At 73.2% G+C, this 19,794-nt stretch carries 19 protein-coding genes; 13 read left to right on the forward strand and 6 right to left on the reverse strand.

Annotated features, from left to right (window positions below; genetic code table 11):
- Positions 1-484: 484 nt before the first annotated feature.
- From D7147_RS21570 to D7147_RS21585, 4 genes are all read left to right on the forward strand, one after another.
- A complete protein-coding gene (locus D7147_RS21570) occupies positions 485-694 on the forward strand; it encodes a helix-turn-helix domain-containing protein (protein ID WP_076466789.1) in 210 nt (69 codons plus the stop codon).
- Positions 695-1,030: 336 nt separating this feature from the next.
- Positions 1,031-1,132 carry a 30S ribosomal protein bS22 gene (locus D7147_RS21575; protein ID WP_007465623.1) on the forward strand — a complete coding sequence of 34 codons (102 nt, stop codon included), beginning with the start codon at positions 1,031-1,033 and terminating at the stop codon, positions 1,130-1,132.
- A gap of 120 nt (positions 1,133-1,252) precedes the next feature.
- Positions 1,253-2,326 (forward strand): NAD-dependent epimerase/dehydratase family protein, encoded by a 1,074-nt coding sequence (locus D7147_RS21580; protein WP_120680458.1) that lies wholly within the window; start codon positions 1,253-1,255, stop codon positions 2,324-2,326.
- 53 nt (positions 2,327-2,379) lie between these two features.
- The gene (locus tag D7147_RS21585) at positions 2,380-3,357 is read left to right on the forward strand and encodes a lysophospholipid acyltransferase family protein (protein ID WP_233563303.1); all 978 of its coding nucleotides are present in this window, start codon (positions 2,380-2,382) and stop codon (positions 3,355-3,357) included.
- 30 nt (positions 3,358-3,387) lie between these two features.
- On the opposite strand, the gene D7147_RS21590 is transcribed toward D7147_RS21585, so the two are convergent.
- From D7147_RS21590 to D7147_RS21600, 3 genes are all read right to left on the reverse strand, one after another.
- On the reverse strand, positions 3,388-4,260 hold the full coding sequence (locus D7147_RS21590) for an HAD family hydrolase (protein ID WP_120680460.1): 873 nt from the start codon (positions 4,258-4,260) through the stop codon (positions 3,388-3,390).
- Between the two features lie 85 nt (positions 4,261-4,345).
- Positions 4,346-5,227: a DUF5667 domain-containing protein gene (locus tag D7147_RS21595; RefSeq protein ID WP_120680462.1), complete on the reverse strand. Its 882-nt coding sequence runs from the start codon at positions 5,225-5,227 to the stop codon at positions 4,346-4,348.
- Between the two features lie 286 nt (positions 5,228-5,513).
- A complete protein-coding gene (locus D7147_RS21600) occupies positions 5,514-6,473 on the reverse strand; it encodes an ECF subfamily RNA polymerase sigma factor, BldN family (RefSeq protein ID WP_120680463.1) in 960 nt (319 codons plus the stop codon).
- Positions 6,474-6,992: 519 nt separating this feature from the next.
- Here D7147_RS21600 and D7147_RS21605 point away from each other — a divergent pair.
- The 3 genes from D7147_RS21605 to D7147_RS21615 are packed head-to-tail and all read left to right on the forward strand — an operon-like array spanning position 6,993 to position 9,646.
- Entirely contained in the window at positions 6,993-8,726 is a 1,734-nt protein-coding gene (locus tag D7147_RS21605) for an AMP-binding protein (protein WP_120680465.1), read from the forward strand.
- Positions 8,716-8,970, forward strand: a complete 255-nt coding sequence (locus D7147_RS21610) for a glutaredoxin family protein (protein ID WP_120680467.1) — start codon at positions 8,716-8,718, stop codon at positions 8,968-8,970. The genes D7147_RS21605 and D7147_RS21610 overlap by 11 nt, the downstream gene beginning before the upstream one ends.
- A 25-nt stretch (positions 8,971-8,995) precedes the next feature.
- A complete protein-coding gene (locus D7147_RS21615) occupies positions 8,996-9,646 on the forward strand; it encodes an HAD family hydrolase (RefSeq protein ID WP_120680469.1) in 651 nt (216 codons plus the stop codon).
- Positions 9,647-9,649: 3 nt separating this feature from the next.
- On the opposite strand, the gene D7147_RS21620 is transcribed toward D7147_RS21615, so the two are convergent.
- Positions 9,650-10,306 (reverse strand): response regulator transcription factor, encoded by a 657-nt coding sequence (locus D7147_RS21620; RefSeq protein ID WP_120680674.1) that lies wholly within the window; start codon positions 10,304-10,306, stop codon positions 9,650-9,652.
- A gap of 26 nt (positions 10,307-10,332) precedes the next feature.
- On the reverse strand, positions 10,333-11,631 hold the full coding sequence (locus D7147_RS21625) for a sensor histidine kinase (protein WP_120680471.1): 1,299 nt from the start codon (positions 11,629-11,631) through the stop codon (positions 10,333-10,335).
- 427 nt (positions 11,632-12,058) lie between these two features.
- Here D7147_RS21625 and D7147_RS21630 point away from each other — a divergent pair, with 427 nt between their 5' ends.
- The 6 genes from D7147_RS21630 (at position 12,059) to D7147_RS21655 (ending at position 18,730) form a co-directional block, all read left to right on the forward strand.
- The gene (locus tag D7147_RS21630) at positions 12,059-12,829 is read left to right on the forward strand and encodes a redox-sensing transcriptional repressor Rex (protein WP_120680473.1); all 771 of its coding nucleotides are present in this window, start codon (positions 12,059-12,061) and stop codon (positions 12,827-12,829) included.
- Complete coding sequence (locus D7147_RS21635; RefSeq protein ID WP_120680475.1) at positions 12,826-14,169, forward strand: glutamyl-tRNA reductase; 1,344 nt, start codon at positions 12,826-12,828, stop codon at positions 14,167-14,169. Before D7147_RS21630 ends, D7147_RS21635 begins: the two co-directional genes overlap by 4 nt.
- Complete coding sequence (gene hemC, locus D7147_RS21640) at positions 14,166-15,134, forward strand: hydroxymethylbilane synthase (RefSeq protein ID WP_120680477.1); 969 nt, start codon at positions 14,166-14,168, stop codon at positions 15,132-15,134. Before D7147_RS21635 ends, hemC begins: the two co-directional genes overlap by 4 nt.
- Entirely contained in the window at positions 15,131-16,711 is a 1,581-nt protein-coding gene (locus D7147_RS21645) for a bifunctional uroporphyrinogen-III C-methyltransferase/uroporphyrinogen-III synthase (RefSeq protein WP_120680479.1), read from the forward strand. Before hemC ends, D7147_RS21645 begins: the two co-directional genes overlap by 4 nt.
- 16 nt (positions 16,712-16,727) lie before the next feature.
- Complete coding sequence (gene hemB, locus D7147_RS21650; RefSeq protein WP_120680676.1) at positions 16,728-17,711, forward strand: porphobilinogen synthase; 984 nt, start codon at positions 16,728-16,730, stop codon at positions 17,709-17,711.
- Positions 17,712-18,223: 512 nt separating this feature from the next.
- Positions 18,224-18,730 (forward strand): helix-turn-helix transcriptional regulator, encoded by a 507-nt coding sequence (locus D7147_RS21655; protein ID WP_120680481.1) that lies wholly within the window; start codon positions 18,224-18,226, stop codon positions 18,728-18,730.
- Positions 18,731-18,746: 16 nt separating this feature from the next.
- Here the strand turns inward: D7147_RS21655 and D7147_RS21660 are convergent, their stop codons facing one another.
- Complete coding sequence (locus D7147_RS21660) at positions 18,747-19,763, reverse strand: GNAT family N-acetyltransferase (RefSeq protein WP_120680483.1); 1,017 nt, start codon at positions 19,761-19,763, stop codon at positions 18,747-18,749.
- Between the last annotated feature and the right edge of the window lie 31 nt (positions 19,764-19,794).

Consider the following 19,794-nt stretch of genomic DNA (forward strand, 5'->3'; position numbering starts at 1 on the left):
CGCCGAGCCGGCGACCGGGCCTCCATGATCCACCGGTGTCGGGCGGTCGCGGCGTACCTGCGACACTGGTCCCGCTCCCAGCGCGGAGCCCCGGTGCCGCGTCCGGAAGTGGCCCGGGGCACCCGCCCGGTGGCTCCGGTGGCGCCGCCGGAGCCACCGGGCGCCTTCCGCCCGCAACCGACGGCGCACGACCGACGGGGGCGGCGCACACAAGCCCGGGTCGAGCGGACCCCCGGCTGCTCTCCGTGGTGGAGCGACTCCGGGGCGTTCCGGTCCCGGCAATGGGACACGCGCCGCGACAGGGCGCAAATCGGCAGGTCGGAACGGGTGAACCCGAGGCCGGAAGCATGATCAGTTGTACGAAGGGATCGCGCCGGTCACAGCCGCCCCGCTACCGTACTGGTAACACGCGCGTCGCCGGTCCGGGCGGGAGCACTCCGCCGGCACGGGTGCGCGCTGGGCATGGGATGGGGACGGGTGAGCCATGACCGGGTCGCAGTCCGACGGTCGACTGTCGGAGGTCAAGTTCCTGACCGTCGCCGAGGTGGCGACGGTCATGCGGGTGTCGAAGATGACGGTCTACCGCCTGGTGCACAGCGGTGAACTCACCGCCGTGCGGGTCGGCCGGTCCTTCCGGGTGCCCGAGCACGCGGTGCACGAGTACCTTCGCGGTGCCTTTCAGGAGACCGCCTGAGCCGCCGGACCAGCAGGGGCGTCGAGGCCCGACCGACCACGGCGGGCCCGAGCGATGAGCTTCTCGGATGCCCGGCGCGAGCGGTCCGGTCCGGGCCGGCGGCCGGTCCGCGAGCATCGCGGTGGTGGCCCTGACGCAGCCGGCGAGGGCGCATCGACGGGGCCGCGTTGGTCCTGCTGATAGTCTCCCGCTACCCTGGACTCCGACCGTGACCGCACCCCGGTGCGCCCTGATGCCCGACCTGGTCCGGTCCGTTGTCCGCAAGCGGTCGCCGACGCCCACCCGCGTGGTGGTGGCAGCCGGTCCGCCCCGCACGTTGCATCGAAAGGCTTTCGTATGGGCTCGGTGGTCAAGAAGCGCCGCAAGCGCATGGCTAAGAAGAAGCACCGCAAGCTGCTGCGCAAGACCCGCGTCCAGCGTCGCCGTCTCGGCAAGTGATCGCCGCCGGGCCGACGGCCCGGTAACGGCGTCACTTGCCACCTGTCGACCCTCGGAGGCTCAGGTGATCAGGCCGTGGTTGTCCCGGCACGATCCCGCCTGTCGAGGGAGGTGCGGTAGATGACCCCCGGTAGCACCCCAGGTGCTCCGGGGGTCGTCGTCGTCACCGGAGTGGGTCGGTACCTCGGTGCGCACGTGGCCGCGCGGCTCGCCGCCGACCCGCGCATCGAACGGGTCATCGGCATCGACCCGCCCGACTCCGGTGGCGAGTTCGCCGACCTGCTCGACGGGGTGGAACGGCTCCGCGTCGACGCGGGCTCGCTCGGCAACCTCCTGGCGGATCTGGACGTCGACGCGGTGGTGCACCTCGCGCTCGCCACCGCTCCCGATCCACAGCACGGCGGTCGTGCGGCGATGAAGGAGCAGAACGTCATCGGCACGATGCAGCTCCTCGCCGCCTGCCAGCGGGCGCCCCGGCTGCGCAAGGTCGTGGTGCGCTCCTCGACGGCGGCCTACGGGGCGTCGTTCCGGGACCCGGCGGTCTTCACGGAGGAGACCGAGCCCCGCGAGGTGCCGCGCGGCGGTTTCGGCCGCGACATCCTCGACATCGAGGGGTACGTTCGCGGCTTCCGCCGCCGTCGTCCCGACGTCACCGGGACGGTCCTGCGGTTCGCGCCCTTCATCGGCTCCACCGCCGACACGACGCTGACCCGTTACTTCTCCCAGCCGCTGGTGCCGACCGTCTTCGGCCGGGACCCCAGGCTGCAGTTCCTGCACTTCGACGACGCCCTCGAGGTGCTGCACCGGTCCGTCGTCGAGGACCATCCGGGCACCTACAACGTCGCCGGGCCGGGCGTGCTCTCCCTGACCCAGGCGATCCGGCGGGCCGGCCGGGTGGCCGTACCGGTGCTGGAACCCGGGCTCTCCAACGCCGCCGCGCTGGCGCGTGGGCTCGGGTTCGGCCGGATCGGTCTGGACCAGGTCGACCTCTTCGTGCACGGCCGGGTGGTGGACACCGGCCGGTTGGAGCGCGAGTACGGCTTCACCCCCCGCTCGACCGCCGCCGCCTTCGACGACTTCATCCGCGCCCACCACGGTCGGGCCGTGCTGACCCGGGAACAGTTGGCCGCCGCCGAGCAGGCCGTGCTCGACGGGATCCGGCAGGTGCGGACCGCCGTCCGGGAGCGGTCGTGAGCGGGGTCGGGCGGGAACACACGGGTGCCGAGGGTGGCCGGTTCGACGTACCGATGGACGCGCCGGACCCGGCCGCGGAGCCGGCGCGGCGCAACGGACGCCGACCGGCCGACCCGACGACGCCCGGCGTGACGACCGCGCGCGACGAGCCGCCGCGGCCGCCCGAGGCGGCGGTGACCGACCTGCCCGGAGACCCCTGGGACCGGAGGGTGGCCGGCGGCCTGGCGTACCTGCGCCGGCGGCTCTCCGGCGACTACGAGGTCGACGAGTTCGGCTTCGACCCGGACCTGACCGAGCGGGTCCTGCATCCGCTGGTGCGGGTGCTCTACCGGGACTGGTTCCGCACCGAGGTGACCGGGATCGAGAACGTCCCCGCCGACGGCGCGGGCCTGGTGGTGGGGAACCACTCCGGGACGGTCGCGCTGGACGCGTTGATCCTCGCGACCGCCCTGCACGACCGGCATCCCGGGCACCGGTTCCTCCGCCTGCTCGGCGCCGACCTGGTGTTCCGGATGCCCGTCGTCTCCGAGCTGGCGCGCAAATCGGGCGGCACGGTGGCCTGCAACCCGGATGCCGAACGGCTGCTCGCCAGGGGTGAGCTCGTCGGCGTCTTCCCCGAGGGCTTCAAGGGCATCGGCAAGCTCTACGCCGACCGGTACAAGCTGCAACGCTTCGGCCGGGGCGGCTTCGTCTCGGCCGCGCTGCGGACCGGAACGCCGATCGTGCCGGTGGCGATCGTCGGCGGCGAGGAGATCTATCCGATGCTCGCCGACATCAAGCCGCTGGCCCGGCTGCTGAAGCTGCCCTACTTCCCGGTCACGCCGACCTTCCCCTGGCTCGGCCCGCTGGGCATGATCCCGTTGCCGAGCAAGTGGCTGATCGAGTTCTGCCCGCCGATCCCGACGGCGCACCTGACGGATTCCGCCGACGACCCGCTGGTGGTCTTCAACCTCGCCGACCAGGTGCGGGAGACCATTCAGCAGACCCTGCACAAGCTGCTCGAACGCCGTCCGGACCCGTTCGGTCCGTGAGCGCCCGTCGCCCCGGGACGGCGACCTCCGTCAGCCCGGGCGGCGGCGACGGTGCAGGGCCAGCCCGGCGCTGACGGCACCGACCAGGGCGCCGGCCACGGCGGTGGACGGTACGGCGATCTTGACGGCTCGGCGGCCGGTACGGAAGTCGCACACCTCCCAGCCGTGCTCCCGGGCGCGGCGCAGCAGCGCACCGTCCGGGTTCACCGCGACCGGCCGGCCGACGGTGGAGAGCAGCGGCAGGTCGTTGGCGGAGTCGCTGTAGGCGGCGCAGCGGGTGAGGTCGAGCCCCTCCACGGCGGCGAGCTGCGTCACCGCCTCGGCCTTCGCCGGCCCGTGCATCAGGTCGCCGGCCAGGCGGCCGGTGTAGGCGCCGTCGACCACCTCGGCGACCGTGCCGATCGCGCCGGTCAACCCCAGCCGGGACGCGATGACCCGCCCGATCTCCACCGGCGCGGCGCTCACCAGCCAGACCCGCTCCCCGGCGTCGAGGTGCCGCTGGGCGAGCTGCCGGGTGCCCACCCAGATGCGCGGGGCCATCATCTCGTCGAAGATCTCCTGGGCGAGCCGCTCCATGTCGTCCACCCGCCAGCCCTCGATGAAGGCGAGCGCGGCGTCCCTGGCCTGCGACATGTCGCCGGCGTGCTCCCGGGCGAGGAGCCGGAACCGGAGCTGCTGCCAGGCGAAGCGGGCCAGGTCGGTGGTGGTGAAGTAGTTGCGGGCGGCGAGCCCACGGGCGAACCAGTAGATCGAGGCGCCCTGCATCATCGTGTTGTCGACGTCGAAGAAGGCCGCTGCGGTCGGATCCGGTGCGGACGGCGGCGGGGCCGGCTCGGCCTCCGCCCAGCCGGCGGTGTGACCGTGGACGTCGGTGCTGACCGTCACCCTGCGGGTGCGCGCCACACGACCTCCCTCCCTGGACCGGTGAGCCTCCAGCGAGCGTAGCCGGACCGGGGACGGCGGGTGGAGTTCTGGCGTTGCCCGCCGCTCAGCGGTCGGCGGGGCAGGTGTCGGGCGCCGGGCCGAGGCTGTCGCTGGCCACCGGTGCGGGCAGGCCGCAGCCGAGCGCCGCACGCAGTGCGTCGGAGCGTTCCCGAACCGTGTCGAGCAGCTCCAGCGACTCGCGGGTGCGCTCCCGGTCGGTCCGGCCGGCGCCGTCGAGCAGGTCGCCGACCGCGCGCCGCTGCCCGGTCACGAACGTGTTGACCGCGTCCAGGCTCGCCGTGTCGGCGCGCTGCACGGCGGCGGCGGTCAGCAGGCGTACGCCCTGGCGGGTGTCGGCGTCCATGTCGTCGAGCACGCTGCTGAAGCCGACGTGGTCGCCGCGCAGCTCGGCGGACTCGCCGAGCCGGGTGCGGGCGAAGTCGAGGAAGAGCTGGCCCCGACTGATGTCGGAGCTGGCCAGGGCGAGCTGGGCCCGCTCGGTCCCGCGCTTCATGCCGTACAGCGCGTCGCCCGGCATCGCGTTCTCGCTGGCGGCCGAGATGCCGGAGACGGCGATCGCGCCGGCCGCCACGCCGATCAGGATGGCGCCGCGGGCGCGCGCCCGGCGGGCCGTGACCGCCGGCAGCAAGGAGTTCCGGGTGCCGACCGTGGCGCGCTCGCTGCCCGGCTGGGCCTTTGCGGCGGCCGGTGTGCCGAGCCCCTCGCGCTCGGCGGTGGCCAGCAGCATGGCGCGCAGGCCGGTACGGAACTCCGGATCCACCTCGACCTTGGGCCGCTCGGCGACGATGCGCTGCCCGACCGCCACGAGTGGGGCGAGCTCGTCGTCGACCCGGGACCGGACATGATGCCTGCGGGCGCCGTTCGCCTCGTCGAGAAGCTGGGCGAAGCGCTCGGCGCGCCGGCGGGAGGAGAGGATGTTGTCCACCGCGGGCACCTCCTCTCGCTGGTCACGGCCGGTCGGCCGCCGTATGGCCGACGACCGGCGGCGACGTGACACCGCGAGATGAGGTCGTGGGCAGGATGTGCCCGCCGACCTCCGGGGCCCGGGGGGATACCGGGGCAACCACCGGTCGCACCCGGAGAAACGGAGCGCGCCGGGCACGGGTTACGGGCCCGGCGGGGCGGAAATCACGGAAAGTGATGGGGATCACCTCGTGAAAAAGCCTCTGAGCTGCACGATCGAAGATCGTGCAGCAATGCCCCGGTAACGACTACGGCTGGAAGCCGTCGGGCAGCAGGCGGGCCAGGGCGCGTACGGCGCGGTACTGCAACGCCTTGATCGCACCCTCGTTCTTGCCCATCGCGCGAGCCGTCTCCGCCACCGAGAAGCCCTGGAGGAAGCGGAGCACGATGCACTCCTGCTGCTCCGGGTTGAGCTGCTTGACCGCGCTGAGCAGGGCGACGTTCGTGATGTGTTCCACCACCGCCGCCTCCGGGCTCCCCTCCGGGCCGCGGTCCTCGCGGTCGGCGTCGAGCACGTCGCCGGTGGTGACCTCCAGCCGGTAACGACCGGACTTGAAGTGGTCGGCGACCAGGTTGCGCGCGATGGTGACGAGCCAGGCGCCCAGGTCGCGGCCCTGCCAGGTGAAGCTGCCGATCCGCTTGAGGGCGCGCAGGAAGGTGTCGGAGGTCAGGTCCTCGGCGAGCTGCCGGTTGCCGACCCGGAAGTAGACGAAGCGGAAGACCGTGTCGACGTACCTGTCGTAGATCAGGCCGAACGCCTCGGACTCGCCGGCCTGCGCCCGCTCGACCAGCCCCCACACCTCGGTCGCCGGATCGGACGGGTCGGGGCGGCTCGGAAAGCCGGTGGTGCTGCCGGTGCCGGAGGGCGCGGCCGCGACCGGCACGGCGGGCAGCACGGCCGTCTCGCCCGCGGACGGGTCGGCCACCGCGGGGGCGTCCTCGACGCGGCGGCTCGGCATGGCGCGCTGGGGTGGCGCCACGACCCGGCCGCCGGGCTGCTTGGCGTTCCCGCCGGGCACGGTCGGGCGGGCCGGCGGCTCGTTGTGCGGCCGGTTACGCAGCCGTTTGGCGGTGCCCTCGCCCTGGACGGCGAGCGCGGCGCCGTCGTCGTGGCCGCCCGTTCTCGCGGCGGTGCGCTCGTTGACGGCGCTCCGGGGGGTCGGGCCGGTCAGGCCGACCGGGCGTTCCGTGTAGCCGAAGGTGCTCATCGTCCGGCCCCCGTCCCGCCGGCCAGCGGCCGTGCCGGTCGCACCGCTCGGCCACCGGTGGTCAAGCCACCGGAGGGCACGGCGGTTCCGGGGTGTGCCGGCGGGCGGCAGTTCCCCTTGAGGTGCTGGTCCAATGCGCTGACGGGCACGGGGGCCTCCTCGGGCTGAGGGGTGTCGACTCACGGCAAATGGGGTGAGCCGACCCGAGTGATGATAGGGGCCAACGTCACCCGCGCGTGGCAAGTCCGTTACACAGGGCCGAAGTATTTCCCGCCGTGTCGCACCGATGGCGGACCGGTTGTCCGTCGTGTGCGGTTGACTTTGGCCGGTCCCGGTGGTCCGGAGTGGATGCCCTGGTCAGCGGGGTCGTGCCGGGCGTCGGTCGGGCGTGTCGGTCGGCTGGCTGACAGGCCGCGGACGGAATCGTGGCGCCATGTCGCACTGTCCCATCGATGAGACACGATTGGATCACCCTCGGCACAACAATCTGTCCCGTGAACGGGACCGCCACTGCCGACGATGGAATCCGGGCGCGCGCGTGCGGGGCATGGCCGCCCGTCGGCCGCTGTGCGAGACTCAGCCACCGTGCAGGACGCAGGAATCGGAACGGCCCCGAACCTCGCCGACCGGGTACGCCGGGCGGCCCTCGCCCACGGCGACCGGCCCGCGTTGCACTGGCGGGACCGGACGCTCAGCTGGTCCGAACTGGACGCCTCGGTGACCGCGGTGGCCCGCGCGCTCGCCACCACGACCACACCGGACCCGGACGGGCGGCCGGCGCGGGTCGCCGTCGCCCTGCCCAACACGCCGGACTTCGCGACCAGCTACCTGGGCGTCCTGCGCGCCGGGCTCGTCGCGGTACCCGTCAACGCCGACTTCACCGCGCGGGAGCTGCGGCACGTGCTCGCCGACTCCGGCGCAGCGGTGCTCATCGCCACCGAGCGGGTCCGTGACCTCGTCGCCCCGTACGCCGCGGAGCTGCCGGCGCTCACCGCGGTGCACACCCGCCCGCCGGCCGACAGCGGCGAGCAGACCGTCGACCTTCCGGTCCGCGGCGCAGACGATCTCGCCGTACTGCTCTACACCTCCGGCACCGAGGGACGCCCCAAGGGCGCGATGCTGTCGCACGGCGCGCTCGCGGCCAACCTCGAACAGGTGAGCCGCATCGAGCCACCGGTGGTCGGGCCGGAGGACACCATGCTGCTGGCGCTGCCGCTCTTCCACGCGTACGGGCTCAACTCGGGGCTCGGCGCGGTGATCCGGCGCGGCGCGACAGGTGTGCTCGTCGACGACCTCGGCTCCGACATGGCGCTCGCCGCGGTCGCCCGGCACCGGGTCACCGTGCTGGTCGGCGTACCGTCGATGGTGCTGGCCTGGTCCATGGCGGACAGCGACGCGCTCACTGCGGCGATGGCCTCGGTCCGGCTGGTGGTCTGCGGCGCGGCGCCGCTGGAGCCGGCCGTGGCGGCCCGGTTCACCGCCGTCGCCGGCCGCCCGGTGCACGTCGGGTACGGCCTCACCGAGACCGCCCCGGTGCTCACCTCCACCCTGGTCGGTCGGGACCCCAAGGCCCGCTCGATCGGCCGGCCGCTGCCCGGCGTCGAGCTGCGCCTGGTCGGCGCCGACGGCACCGATCTGTGGCACGACGGGACGGCCGCGCCGGACGACGACCCCGACGGGCCGGACCTCTCCGACGCGGCACCGGGCACCGACCCCGGCCAGATCGTCGTCCGGGGCCCGAACCTCTTCTCCGGCTACTGGCCGGACGGGCGGGGCGGCCCGGATACGGCGGGCTGGTGGCCCACCGGCGACATCGCGTACGCCGACGAGGACGGTGACCTCTTCCTGGTCGACCGGCTCGGCGAGCTGATCCTGGTGAACGGCTTCAACGTGTACCCGCACGAGGTGGAGTCGGTGCTCGACGGGCACCCGGGGGTGGCCGAGTCGGCGGTACTGGGTGTGCCGCACCCGCGGACGGGCGAGACTGTCCGGGCGTACGTGGTGCGGGCACCCGGTGACCCGGTGACCGCGGTGGAGCTGCAGGGCCACTGCGCCCGGAACCTGGCCCGGTTCAAGTGCCCGACCGGCATCGAGTTCGTCGACGCCCTGCCGCACTCGGTGATCGGTAAGGTCCGTAAGACGCAGCTTCGCTCGGCGGCCACCACGCCCGCCCCGGTGCCGTCCCCGGCGGCGCCGGCCGACGACCTGTCGGTTCCGGCCGACCCGCGCACGGAGGTGCCCGATGTCCAGTGACGCCCGGCTCACCCTGATCACCCGGCCCGACTGCCACCTCTGCGAGGAGGCGCGCGCCGCGCTGGGGCGGGTGGTCGCGGTCACCGGGGACCGGTGGATCGAGTGGGACGTGACGACCGACGTGGAGCTGGAGCGCGACTACGGCGACCGGCTGCCGGTGGTGCTGCTCGACGGCAAGGAGCACGGCTACTGGCGGGTGGAGGAGGAGCGGCTGCTCCGGGATCTCACCACCCCCCAGCTCTGACCGCCGCCGGGTAGCCTTCGGCGACATGACCCCTGCACGTCCCCACCTGGTCTGGGACTGGAACGGCACCCTCCTCAACGACCTCAGCCTGGTGATCGACGCCACCAACGTCGTGTTCGCCAGCGTCGGAGGCCCGTCCGTGACCACCGACCAGCACCGGGTGCGGTTCCGCCGGCCGGTCGCCGAGTACTACGCCGACGTGCTCGGCCAGGCCGTCGACGAGGAGGAGTTCGGCCGGCTGGACCGGATCTTCCACGAGGCGTACCGCAGCGGCCTCACCACCTGCGAGCTGGCCGCCGACGCGCGGACCGCGATGCAGGCGTGGCCCGGCGGCCAGTCGCTGCTCTCCATGTGGTTCCACGAGGAGCTGGTGCCGACGGTGCACCGCTTCGGGCTGACCGGGAACTTCCTGCGGGTGGACGGGCTGCGCGGCGGGACCGGCGGCGACCGGAAGGCGAAGTCGCTCCAGAAGCACCTCGCCGAGCTGGGCGTCGACGGGCCCTCGGCGGTGCTGATCGGTGACTCGATCGACGACGCGGACGCCGCCTCGGCGGTGGGCGGCCGCGCCGTGCTCTACACCGGCGGTTTCACCGACCCGGCCCGGCTGCGCGCCTCCGGCCACCCGGTGGCCGACACGCTGACCGAGGCCGTGCGGCTTGCCCGGTCCCTGTTCTGACGGTCAGTTGCGCAGGTAGGCCAGCACCGCCAGGACGCGGCGGTGCTGCTCGGTGTCGGGTGGGAGGTTGAGCTTGGTGAAGATGTTGCGCACGTGCTTCTCCACCGCTCCGTCGCTCACCACCAGGGCGCGCGCGATCGCCGTGTTGGAACGCCCCTCGGCCATCAGCGCGAGCACCTCCCGCTCGCGCGGGGTCAGCTCGCTCAGCGGGTCGTCGCGGCGGCGCCGGGCGAAGAGCTGACCGACGACCTCCGGGTCGAGCACCGTGCCGCCGGCGGCGACCCGCCGCAGCCCGTCCAGGAACTCGTCGATCGCGGCGACCCGGTCCTTCAGCAGGTAGCCGATCCCGCCGCCGCCGGCACCGCCGGTGGTGGCGAGCAGATCGTCGGCGTACGACACCTCGACGTACTGGGAGAGGACCAGGACGGGGCTGCGCGGCACCAGTTGGCGGGCCTGCACCGCCGCCCGCAGCCCCTCGTCGGTGTGCGTCGGCGGCATCCGCACGTCGACGATCGACACGTCCGGCCGGTGCGCCACCACCGCCTCGACCAGGGCGTCGCCGTCACCGACGACGGCCACCACCTCGTGCCCGCTCTCGGTCAGCAGCCGCACCAGCCCCTCGCGGAGCAGTACGGCATCGTCGGCGATCACCACGCGCATGGTGGTGTTGTCTATCACGTCGGCGCTCACAGCGGCAGTTCGGCGCGGATCTCGGTGGGGCCGCCGGACGGGCTGATCACGGTCAGTTCGCCGCCCGCGGCCCGGACCCGGTCGGCGATGCCGGCCAACCCGTGCCCCTTCGCCGCGTGCGCCCCGCCCTGGCCGTCGTCGCCCACGCTCACCGTGAGCCGACGGTCCGCCCGCTCGACGCTCACCTGGCACTCGGTCGCCCGGCTGTGCTTCGCCACGTTGGTGAGCGCCTCGGCCACCACGAAGTACGCCGTGTTCTCCAGCGCCGGGTCGAGCCGGCCGCCCTGGGTGCCGAGCTCCGGGTCGACCCGCAGCTCGATGGGGATCAGCCCGCGCCCGGCGAGCGCGGCCAGCGCGCTCGGCAGGCCGCGGTCGACCAGGATCGGCGGTGCGATGCCCCGGGAGAGGGCACGCAGCTCGGCCAGCGTGTCCCGGGTCTGCGCGACGGCCTCGTCCAGGGTCCGCCCGGCCGCCTCCGGGTCGGAGGCGAGCTGCTGCCGGGCCCGGCTGAGGTCCATCGCCAACCGGACCAGCCGCTGCTGAGGGCCGTCGTGGATGTCCCGCTCGAGCCGGCGCAGGGCGGTCGCCTCGGCGGAGGCCGCGGCCCGCTTCTGCTCCTCCAGCACGATGATCCGGTCCCGCATCTCGGCCACCCCGGTGAGCATCGCCCGGGAGAAGCTGGCCTGCAGCAGGGCGCAGCCACGGACCACGATCGGCAGGGTGATCAGGAAGAAGACGCCGATCGCGGTGTAGAGGCCGACCCGGGTGGCGGTGGTGCCGCCCAGCCCGAGCAGGTCGGCCAGGTCGGTCTCGTCCGGCGGGTGGGGCAGCGCCCAGTCGTACGCCCAGTAGAGCGTTCCCCCGACGGCCCCGGCCCACCAGACCACGGTCACCACGAAGGTGCCCACCGCGACGATCAGCTTGAAGATGCCGTGCGACAGGTCGAGCCAGGACTGGGCGTCGGCGATCGGCACGAAGATCCGTCGCCAGGCGCTCGCGCCCGGCTCGGCCGCCCGGTAGTGGGGGCGTATCCGGGGCTGGTGCAGCACGGACGGCAACCGGAGCCGTTCGATGTCGGCCAGGCCCCGGGCGGCGTAGAGGGTTCCCGCCAGGACGGGCAGGCCGATCACCGTCACCATCAGGCCGATGCCGAGCGCCGTGCCGGCCAGCAGCACGACGAAGCTGGCCAGCGCCAACGGGAAGCCGAGCAGCACGTAGCCGGAGTCGTGCAGCAGTTGGCGGGTGACGGTCGGCGCCAGCTTCGACTGGTTGGCGGTGACAGTGACGGTGGTCATGTCAAAAGGCTAGGCAGTCCGGGGTCCGGGGCCCATCCCGCAGCCCGTCCTCTGCGCCGTAGGGCTGGCCCTACCTCCGGTTTCTCCACCGGTTGTGGTCGCGCTTTCGGCCGGAAAATAGCGGATCGCACCGATCGAAAAGGCGATTGGAGGCCGCCCACGGCGCGGGATTGGTCAGAGAAGTCGGGATTGAGCAATAATCTCCGTGCGGTGCCGGCGGATACCGCCGGATCGATCTTGCGGAATGGAGGGCCAGGTGGAGCCGCGTCGCGAGCTGACAAGATCGCGATTTGTGCACCTCTTCACAAGCGCCTACTCTGTGATTTCGACGCGCCCCGCTAGCACAGCCGGCACCCTCGGTCGCCAGCGGGAGTCCCGAAGCGGCCGACCGCCGGAGTTGGCCGAGGATCGCACCGCACGGAGTCTCATGAGTCAGCACCGTCACCCTGGCGCGCCCGGTAGCGCCGGTGCCGTACCGGCGCTCCCCGACCTGCCCGAGGCGACCGTCGCGCGGCTCCCGGAGTACCTCCGCGCCCTGCACAACCTCGCCGACGCCGGCCACGAGACCGTCTCCAGCGAGGGCCTCGCCGCCGCTGCCGGCGTCAACTCCGCCAAGCTCCGCAAGGACCTCTCCCACCTCGGCTCGTACGGCACCCGCGGGGTGGGCTACGACGTGGCGCTGCTCATCGAGCAGATCGAGTCCGTGCTCGGGCTCACCCAACGTCGGGCGGTCGCCCTCGTCGGCGTGGGTAATCTCGGTCACGCCCTGGCGGGCTACGACGGGTTCGCCAGCCGTGGCTTCCGGATCGCCGCGCTCTTCGACGCGGACCCGGCACGAGTGGGCGAGGAGATAAACGGCCTGGTAGTGCAGCATGTCGACGAGCTGCCCCGGGTCGCCGCCGAGGAGTCCATAGCGATAGGCGTGATCGCCACACCGGCCGCCGCCGCCCAGCCGGTGGCCGACCAACTGGTCGCGGTCGGCGTGACCAGCATTCTCAACTTCGCGCCCTGCGTACTCTCGGTTCCGGAGGGCGTCGACGTACGCAAGGTCGACCTCGCCATCGAGCTGCAGATCCTGTCGTTCCACGAGCACCGCAAGGCGTCGTTGACCGCGCTGCCCGCCACCGGTGGGTCCGCCCTCACCGCTCTGCCGGGTGGGCTCGCGGCCAACGACTCCCAGGAGGCGATCGGTACGTGAAACTCCTCGTCGTCGGCGCGTCCTACCGGACCGCCCCGGTCGCCACCCTGGAGCGGCTCGCCGTGCCGCCCGCCGAGTTCACCCGCATCCTGGACCGGCTGGTCGCCCAGCCGTACGTGAGCGAGGCGGTGCTGGTCTCCACCTGTAACCGGGTGGAGGTCTACGCCGCCGTGTCCGGTTTCCACGGCGGTCTCGGTGACATCTGCGCCGTCCTCGCCGAGCAGGCCGACTGCTCGCCGACGGCGCTCGCCAACCACCTCTACGTGCACTACGACGCCGCCGCCGTGAACCACGTCTTCCGGGTCGCCACCGGGCTGGACTCGATGGTCGTCGGCGAGGCGCAGATCCTGGGTCAGCTCCGGGACGCGTACCACTGGGGCACCGACGCCGACTCGGCCGGCCGCCTCCTGCACGAGCTGATGCAGCAGGCGCTGCGGGTGGGCAAGCGCGCGCACGCCGAGACCGGGATCGACCGCGCCGGGCAGAGCGTGGTGACCGCCGCGCTGGAGCTGGCCGCCACTCATCTCGACGGCGACCTCGCCGGCCGTCCCGCCCTGGTGGTCGGGGCCGGCGCGATGGGCTCGCTGGGGGTGGCGACCCTCGCCCGGCTCGGCGCCGGGCCGCTGAGCGTCACCAACCGGGGGGCCGACCGCGCCGTCCGGCTGGCCGAGTCGTACGGCGCGACGGCCGTCCCGATGGCCGAGCTGACCGCCGCACTCTCCACAGTGGATATCGTAGTGGCCGCCACCGCGGCCATCGAACCGGTCCTCACCCGGTCGGTGGTGGCCCGGGCGCTGGCCGACCGGGACCCCGCCCGAGGGCCGCTGGTCCTGCTCGACCTGGCTGTGCCGCGCGACGTGGCGGCCGGGGTGGCCGAACTCCCCGGCGTCGAGGTGATCGACATCGAGCGGATGGCCGCCCTGCTCGCCGAGGGGCCGGCGGCCGGTGACGCCGCCGCCGTGGAGCAGATCGTCACCACCGAGGTCGAGAGCTTCCTCAACTGGCTGCGCGGCGCGGACGTCGCGCCCACCGTCGCCGCCCTGCGCGGGCGGGCCGACGACGTGGTCGGCGCGGAGCTGCGCCGGCTGGCCCAGCGGCGACCGGACTTCACCGACGACCAGCGCGCCGAGGTGGCCCGGACGGTGCACCGGGTGGTGCAGCGGCTGCTGCACCAGCCGACCGTGCGCGTCCGCCAGCTGGCCGCGGAGCCCGGTGGCGACCAGTACGCCGCCCTGCTCCGTGAGCTGTTCGACCTCGAGGTGCCGCAGACCTCTCCGGTCGACACCGTTCCCGAGGTCATGGAGACCGACCCCGCCCCGTCCTCCGGAGGTGAAGGATGAGCACCCCCCTGCGCCTCGGCACCCGGGGCAGCGCCCTGGCGATGGCCCAGTCCGGCCACGTCGCCGAGGCGATCACCGCGGCCACCGGCCGTCCGGTCGAGCTGGTCGAGGTGGTCACCGCCGGCGACCGCTCGCAGGCGCCGGTGCACCGACTCGGTGTCGGCGTCTTCGTCTCCGCGCTGCGGGACGCGCTCGTCGCGCGCACCATCGACTTCGCGGTGCACTCGTACAAGGACCTGCCCACCGCGCCCGCCCCCGGGCTGCACATCGCGGCGGTGCCGCCCCGGGAGGACCCGCGCGACGCGCTGGTCGCCCGGGACGGCCGCACGCTCGCCGAGCTGCCGCCGGGAGCCACGGTCGGCACCGGTGCGCTGCGTCGCATCGCCCAGCTGCACGCGCTGGGGATGCAGCTGGACGTCACCCCGATCCGGGGCAACGTCGACACCCGACTGGGACGCGTACTCGGCCCGGACGCCGACCTCGACGCGGTCGTCCTGGCCCGGGCCGGGCTCAGCCGGATCGGACGGGCCGGCGAGATCACCGAGTCGCTCGACCCGATGCTGATGCTGCCCGCGCCCGCCCAGGGCGCGCTGGCGGTGGAGTGCCGGGCCGACGACCTCGACCTGATCGAGCTGCTCGCCGTACTGGACCACGCGCCGTCCCGCGCCGCGATCACCGCGGAGCGGGCGCTGCTGGCCACCCTGGAGGCCGGGTGCAGCGCACCCGTCGCCGCCTACGCCGAACTCGCCGAGGGCGACGTCGGTGAGGAGATCTACCTGCGCGGGGCGGTGATCAGCCCGGACGGCACCCGCGAGATCCGGCTGTCCCGCACCGGAACGCCCGCCGATGCGGCGGAGATCGGCAAAGCGCTCGCTGCCGAACTCCTCGACCTCGGCGCCGACACGATCCTCGGCCAAGAAGGACACACCGGCCCGGGGACCCAGCAAATTGGGAGCACAGAATGACCCGCACCCGTAAGCCCGTGGGCCGCATCGCGTTCGTCGGGGCCGGCCCCGGCGACCCGGGCCTGCTGACCCGCCGGGCGCACGATGCCCTGGTCGACGCCGACCAGGTGGTGTACGACCGGGGAGTACCCGAGTCGCTGCTCGCCTCCGTACGCGCCGAGGCGCGGGCGGACGCGGAGTTCACCCCGGCGGAAGGCGCGCCGGGAGACGTGGCGAAGGTACTCATCTCCGCGGCCCGCGCCGGGCAGAACGCGGTCCACCTGGTCGCCGGTGACCCGTTCGGGCACGACTCGGTGGTCAAGGAGGTGCAGGCCGTCGCCCGTACCGCCGCCCACTTCGAGGTGGTGCCCGGTGTGGGGCAGGCCGAGGGCGTCGCCGCCTACGCGGGCGTGCCGCTGCCGGGCGTACGCACGGCGGCCGACGTCGAGGACGTCAGCGCGCTGGACTTCGAGGCGCTGGCCGCCGCGGTGACCCGCGGCTCGCTCGCGCTCGCCGTGGACGCGGGCGACCTCTCCGCCGTCCGGGACGGTCTGCTCTCCGTGGGGGTGGACGGCACCACGGCGGTCGGCGTGACCGGGGACGGCACCGGCGAGACGCAGTACACGACCACCTCGACGGTGGACAGCTTCGTCGCCGCCGCGCTCGGCTTCACCGGCCGGGTGGTGCTCACCCTCGGTGAGGGCGTCGGCGAGCGGGACAAGCTCAGCTGGTGGGAGAACCGGCCGCTGTACGGCTGGAAGGTGCTCGTGCCGCGTACCAAGGAGCAGGCCGGTGTGATGAGCGCCCGGCTGCGCGCGTACGGGGCCATCCCGTGCGAGGTGCCGACCATCGCGGTCGAGCCTCCGCGTACCCCGGCGCAGATGGAGCGGGCGGTCAAGGGCCTGGTCGACGGCCGGTACGCCTGGGTGATCTTCACTTCGGTGAACGCCGTCCGCGCGGTCTGGGAGAAGTTCGCCGAGCACGGCCTCGACGCCCGCCACTTCGGCGGCGTGAAGATCGCCTGTATCGGCGAGGCGACCGCGGAGGCCGTGCGCGCGTTCGGTATCCAGCCGGAGCTGATCCCCTCCGAGGAGCAGTCCTCCGAGGGCCTGCTGGCCGAGTTCTCGCCGCACGACGAGGTGCTCGACCCGGTCGGCCGGGTGCTGCTGCCGCGCGCCGACATCGCCACCGAGACGCTCGCCGCCGGGCTCACCGAGCGCGGCTGGGAGGTCGACGACGTGACCGCGTACCGGACGGTCCGGGCGGCGCCGCCGCCGGCCGAGATCCGCGACGCGATCAAGTCGGGCGGCTTCGACGCGGTGCTCTTCACCTCGTCCTCGACCGTGCGGAACCTGGTCGGTATCGCCGGAAAGCCGCACGCGCGTACCGTGGTGGCCGTCATCGGCCCGAAGACGGCGGAGACCGCGACGGAGTTCGGCCTGCGGGTCGACGTCCAGCCGCAGCACGCCTCGGTGCCCGATCTGGTGGAGGCGCTCGCCGCCTACGCCGTCGAGCTGCGGGAGAAGCTCGCCGCCATGCCGGCCAAGCAGCGCCGCGGCTCGAAGGTGCAGGGCCCGACCGCGCTGAGGTTCCGGTAACCGTCAGGAGTTGATCGTGTCGTACCCCGAGATCCGGCCCCGCCGCCTCCGCCGCACCGCCGCGATGCGGCGGCTGGTCGCCGAGACCCGCGTCGACCCGGCCGAGCTGGTCCTGCCGATGTTCGTGAAGGAGGGGCTGACCGCCCCCCGCGAGATCAGCTCGCTTCCGGGAGTGCTCCAGCACTCCCGGGACTCGCTGCGGAAGGCCGCGGTCGAGGCGGTTCAGGCCGGGGTCGGCGGGATCATGCTCTTCGGGGTGCCGGAGCAGCGCGACCCGTCCGGCTCCGGTGGTCTCGACCCGAACGGCATCCTCAACGTGGCGATCCGGGACGTGATCGCCGAGGTCGGCGACGCCACCGTGGTGATGGGCGACCTCTGCCTGGACGAGTTCACCTCGCACGGGCACTGCGGCCTGCTCGGCCCCGACGGCGAGGTGGACAACGACGCCACGCTGACGGCGTACGCCGAGATGGCGCTCGCCCAGGCGGACGCCGGGGTCCATGTGGTGGGGCCGTCCGGGATGATGGACGGCCAGGTCGGGGTGATCCGGCGGGCGCTCGACGCCGCCGGTCACCAGGAGGTGACGGTGCTGGCGTACGCCGCCAAGTACGCGTCGGCCTTCTACGGCCCGTTCCGCGAGGCCGTCGAGTCGGCGCTGGAGGGCGACCGCCGTACCTACCAGCAGGATCCGGCGAACCTCCGGGAGTCGCTGCGCGAGGTGGCGCTCGACGTCGCGGAGGGCGCCGACATGGTGATGGTGAAGCCGGCGCTGCCGTACCTCGACGTCGTCTCGGCGGTACGCGCGGCGGTCGACGTGCCGGTCGCCGCCTACCAGGTCTCCGGCGAGTACGCGATGGTCGAAGCGGCCGCCGCGAACGGCTGGATCAACCGGGAGGGCGTGATGCTGGAGACGCTCACGTCGATCCGTCGGGCCGGCGCCCAGATCATCCTCACCTACTGGGCCGTCGAGGCCGCCCGGCTGCTCCGCGAACGTTACTGACGCGCGGGCGCTTGCGTCGCTTTCCCGCCGGCGCGTGGCTCCAGCGCCACCTGCCGAGCCGGGACGCGCCGGGCCCAGGCGTGTCCCTGGACATGACGGAGCGTAATGCCCTGCCCCTCCGCCCCGTACCTTCAGCGGATCCTTTGCTCTGCACCCCTATATGCACCAGTTGCTCTGCGTGAGTGGCGCGTATAGGGGTGCAGAGCAAAGGCGGCGAAGTGGTGTACCTCCGGGTCCCCGGCTTCGGCGAGAAAGCCCTGGTCAAGGCGGCGAATCCTCAGGTTTGGGAGTTGGGCGCGACTCGCCGGCCCACCAGGGATGTAACTGTCGGTGATATTCGCCCCGCCCGCTTGTTCGCTACACAGCGTTAGCGTGCCGTGTCGAGCCGCTACCGGGGACGGGCCCGGAGAGGAGACAGCACCAGTGCGGGGAGTTGTCCACAGGACCCGGCGTTGTCCACAGGCGTCGCTGGCGGGATTGCGGGATACGGCGCCGACCGGGACGGTTGGGGGATGAGCGATGCCGCGACGGAACCCACGGGGGAGACGGGCGACGCCGCCGCGCCCTGGCCGGTGGTCGGCATCGTGCGGGCGGCCCGCCGTCGCGCCGACCTGAGCCAGCGCGAGCTGGCGCGCCGGGCGGGCGTGCACCACGCGACCGTGGGGCGGATCGAGGCCGAACGGCTCGTGCCGAGCATCGAACTGCTCTGCCGCATCATCGACGTCGCGGGTCACCGGCTCGTCGTCGTCGACGAGTCCGGCCGGGTGCTGAGGCCGATGCGGGACTGGGCGGACACCCGCGACGGGGCGGAACGGCGCTACCCCTCGCACCTGGACGCGATCCTCGACCCGGAGCCGGGGGAGTGGTGGGCGGACATCTACGGGCTGGCGCGACCGCCCGAGACGTTCTACCGCGACCGGGACGTCCGGGACGCCATGCGGCGGCGGAGCGAGTGGGAGGTGCGGGTGGCGAAGTACCGCAACGTTCCACCACCGCCACGCCTCATCAGGTACGGGTGAAGGCAGCCCCGTCGGCTCAGCGCGACGCGTCGAGGCGGTGCACCAGCTCGCCCACGTCGACGCTGTATTCGCACCAGTCCCGGTCGGGCCGGTAGCCCAGCTCGGCGTTGACCTTCAACATCGCCTCGTTGGCCTGGGCGTTCCAGGTCTGCACCTCGGTCAGCTCCGGCGCGGCCGAACGCAGCTCCAAGAGCATCCGCGCCTTGATCGCCCGGTCGATCCCGTAGCCCCGGTGATCCTGCGCGACGATGGTGTCGTACTGGTCGGCGCGGGTCGGATGCTGCGCCGGCACCACCACCTCGGTGAGGCCGGCCACCTCGCCGGTCTGCTCGTGCAGGGCCAGCACGATGTACGGCCGCATGCCCCGCCGGTGCAGGCAGTCCAGGCTGTCGCGGAGCCGCTGCGCATCGTACGAGCTGGGACGCAACTCCCCGTCCTCGATGTCGCGCACCTCGGCCTTCGCCCGCGCGTACGCCTCGATCAGCTCGTCCGGCGGCCCGTCCGGATGGAACTCGAGGTGGTAACCGGCGCCCACCCCACCGGCCATCCCGGTCAGGTCCGCCCAGTCCACCGTGGAGAGGTCAAGCACGCTGCGGGTCTCGACGTACTCCCGGACGAAGCCGAGGGACTCGTAGAAGCCGACGGCGGGGGTGTCACCGACCACCTCGACACCGATCGAGGAGAAGCCCTCCTGGTAGACCCGGTGTCCGGCGACGCGGACCAGTTCCCGGCCGAGGCCGGTGCGCCGCACGGACGGGTGCACCAGCACCTCCAGCACCCCGATGTCGCCGAGCAGCAGCACGTGCACCTGGCCCAGGATGTCGCCGGGCGACCCGTCGCCCCTCGGCTCCGCGTGCGCGACCCAGGAGATCCGCCGCTGACCCGGCATCACCTCGGTGAGGTATTCCCGCAGGGAACTCCGCTGCCACGGTGGATCCTGCGGCAGGTCGGCTGCGAGGACCGCGTTCAGCGTGTCCAGCAGCGACGAGATCTCGGCAGACGACGCGGTCCGGGCGTCCCACTCGCGCACCATCACCCGTCTAGCTTGCCGCTAACGACAGCTC

Origin of the sequence: Micromonospora musae (assembly GCF_003626545.1) — a bacterium.
Lineage (GTDB): Bacteria > Actinomycetota > Actinomycetes > Mycobacteriales > Micromonosporaceae > Micromonospora > Micromonospora musae.

Excerpts from the sequence above, each read along its gene's own strand:
- D7147_RS21615 (WP_120680469.1), top strand. The coding sequence starts at position 8,996 with ATGACCCCTGCACGTCCCCACCTGGTCTGGGACTGGAACGGCACCCTC.
- D7147_RS21620 (WP_120680674.1), bottom strand. The coding sequence starts at position 10,306 with ATGCGCGTGGTGATCGCCGACGATGCCGTACTGCTCCGCGAGGGGCTG.
- D7147_RS21660 (WP_120680483.1), bottom strand. The coding sequence starts at position 19,763 with ATGGTGCGCGAGTGGGACGCCCGGACCGCGTCGTCTGCCGAGATCTCG.
- D7147_RS21580 (WP_120680458.1), top strand. The coding sequence starts at position 1,253 with ATGACCCCCGGTAGCACCCCAGGTGCTCCGGGGGTCGTCGTCGTCACC.
- D7147_RS21575 (WP_007465623.1), top strand. The coding sequence starts at position 1,031 with ATGGGCTCGGTGGTCAAGAAGCGCCGCAAGCGCATGGCTAAGAAGAAG.
- D7147_RS21605 (WP_120680465.1), top strand. The coding sequence starts at position 6,993 with ATGGAATCCGGGCGCGCGCGTGCGGGGCATGGCCGCCCGTCGGCCGCT.
- D7147_RS21655 (WP_120680481.1), top strand. The coding sequence starts at position 18,224 with ATGAGCGATGCCGCGACGGAACCCACGGGGGAGACGGGCGACGCCGCC.
- hemC (WP_120680477.1), top strand. The coding sequence starts at position 14,166 with ATGAGCACCCCCCTGCGCCTCGGCACCCGGGGCAGCGCCCTGGCGATG.
- D7147_RS21625 (WP_120680471.1), bottom strand. The coding sequence starts at position 11,631 with ATGACCACCGTCACTGTCACCGCCAACCAGTCGAAGCTGGCGCCGACC.
- D7147_RS21585 (WP_233563303.1), top strand. The coding sequence starts at position 2,380 with ATGGACGCGCCGGACCCGGCCGCGGAGCCGGCGCGGCGCAACGGACGC.
- D7147_RS21645 (WP_120680479.1), top strand. The coding sequence starts at position 15,131 with ATGACCCGCACCCGTAAGCCCGTGGGCCGCATCGCGTTCGTCGGGGCC.
- D7147_RS21630 (WP_120680473.1), top strand. The coding sequence starts at position 12,059 with ATGAGTCAGCACCGTCACCCTGGCGCGCCCGGTAGCGCCGGTGCCGTA.
- D7147_RS21570 (WP_076466789.1), top strand. The coding sequence starts at position 485 with ATGACCGGGTCGCAGTCCGACGGTCGACTGTCGGAGGTCAAGTTCCTG.
- D7147_RS21610 (WP_120680467.1), top strand. The coding sequence starts at position 8,716 with ATGTCCAGTGACGCCCGGCTCACCCTGATCACCCGGCCCGACTGCCAC.
- D7147_RS21600 (WP_120680463.1), bottom strand. The coding sequence starts at position 6,473 with ATGAGCACCTTCGGCTACACGGAACGCCCGGTCGGCCTGACCGGCCCG.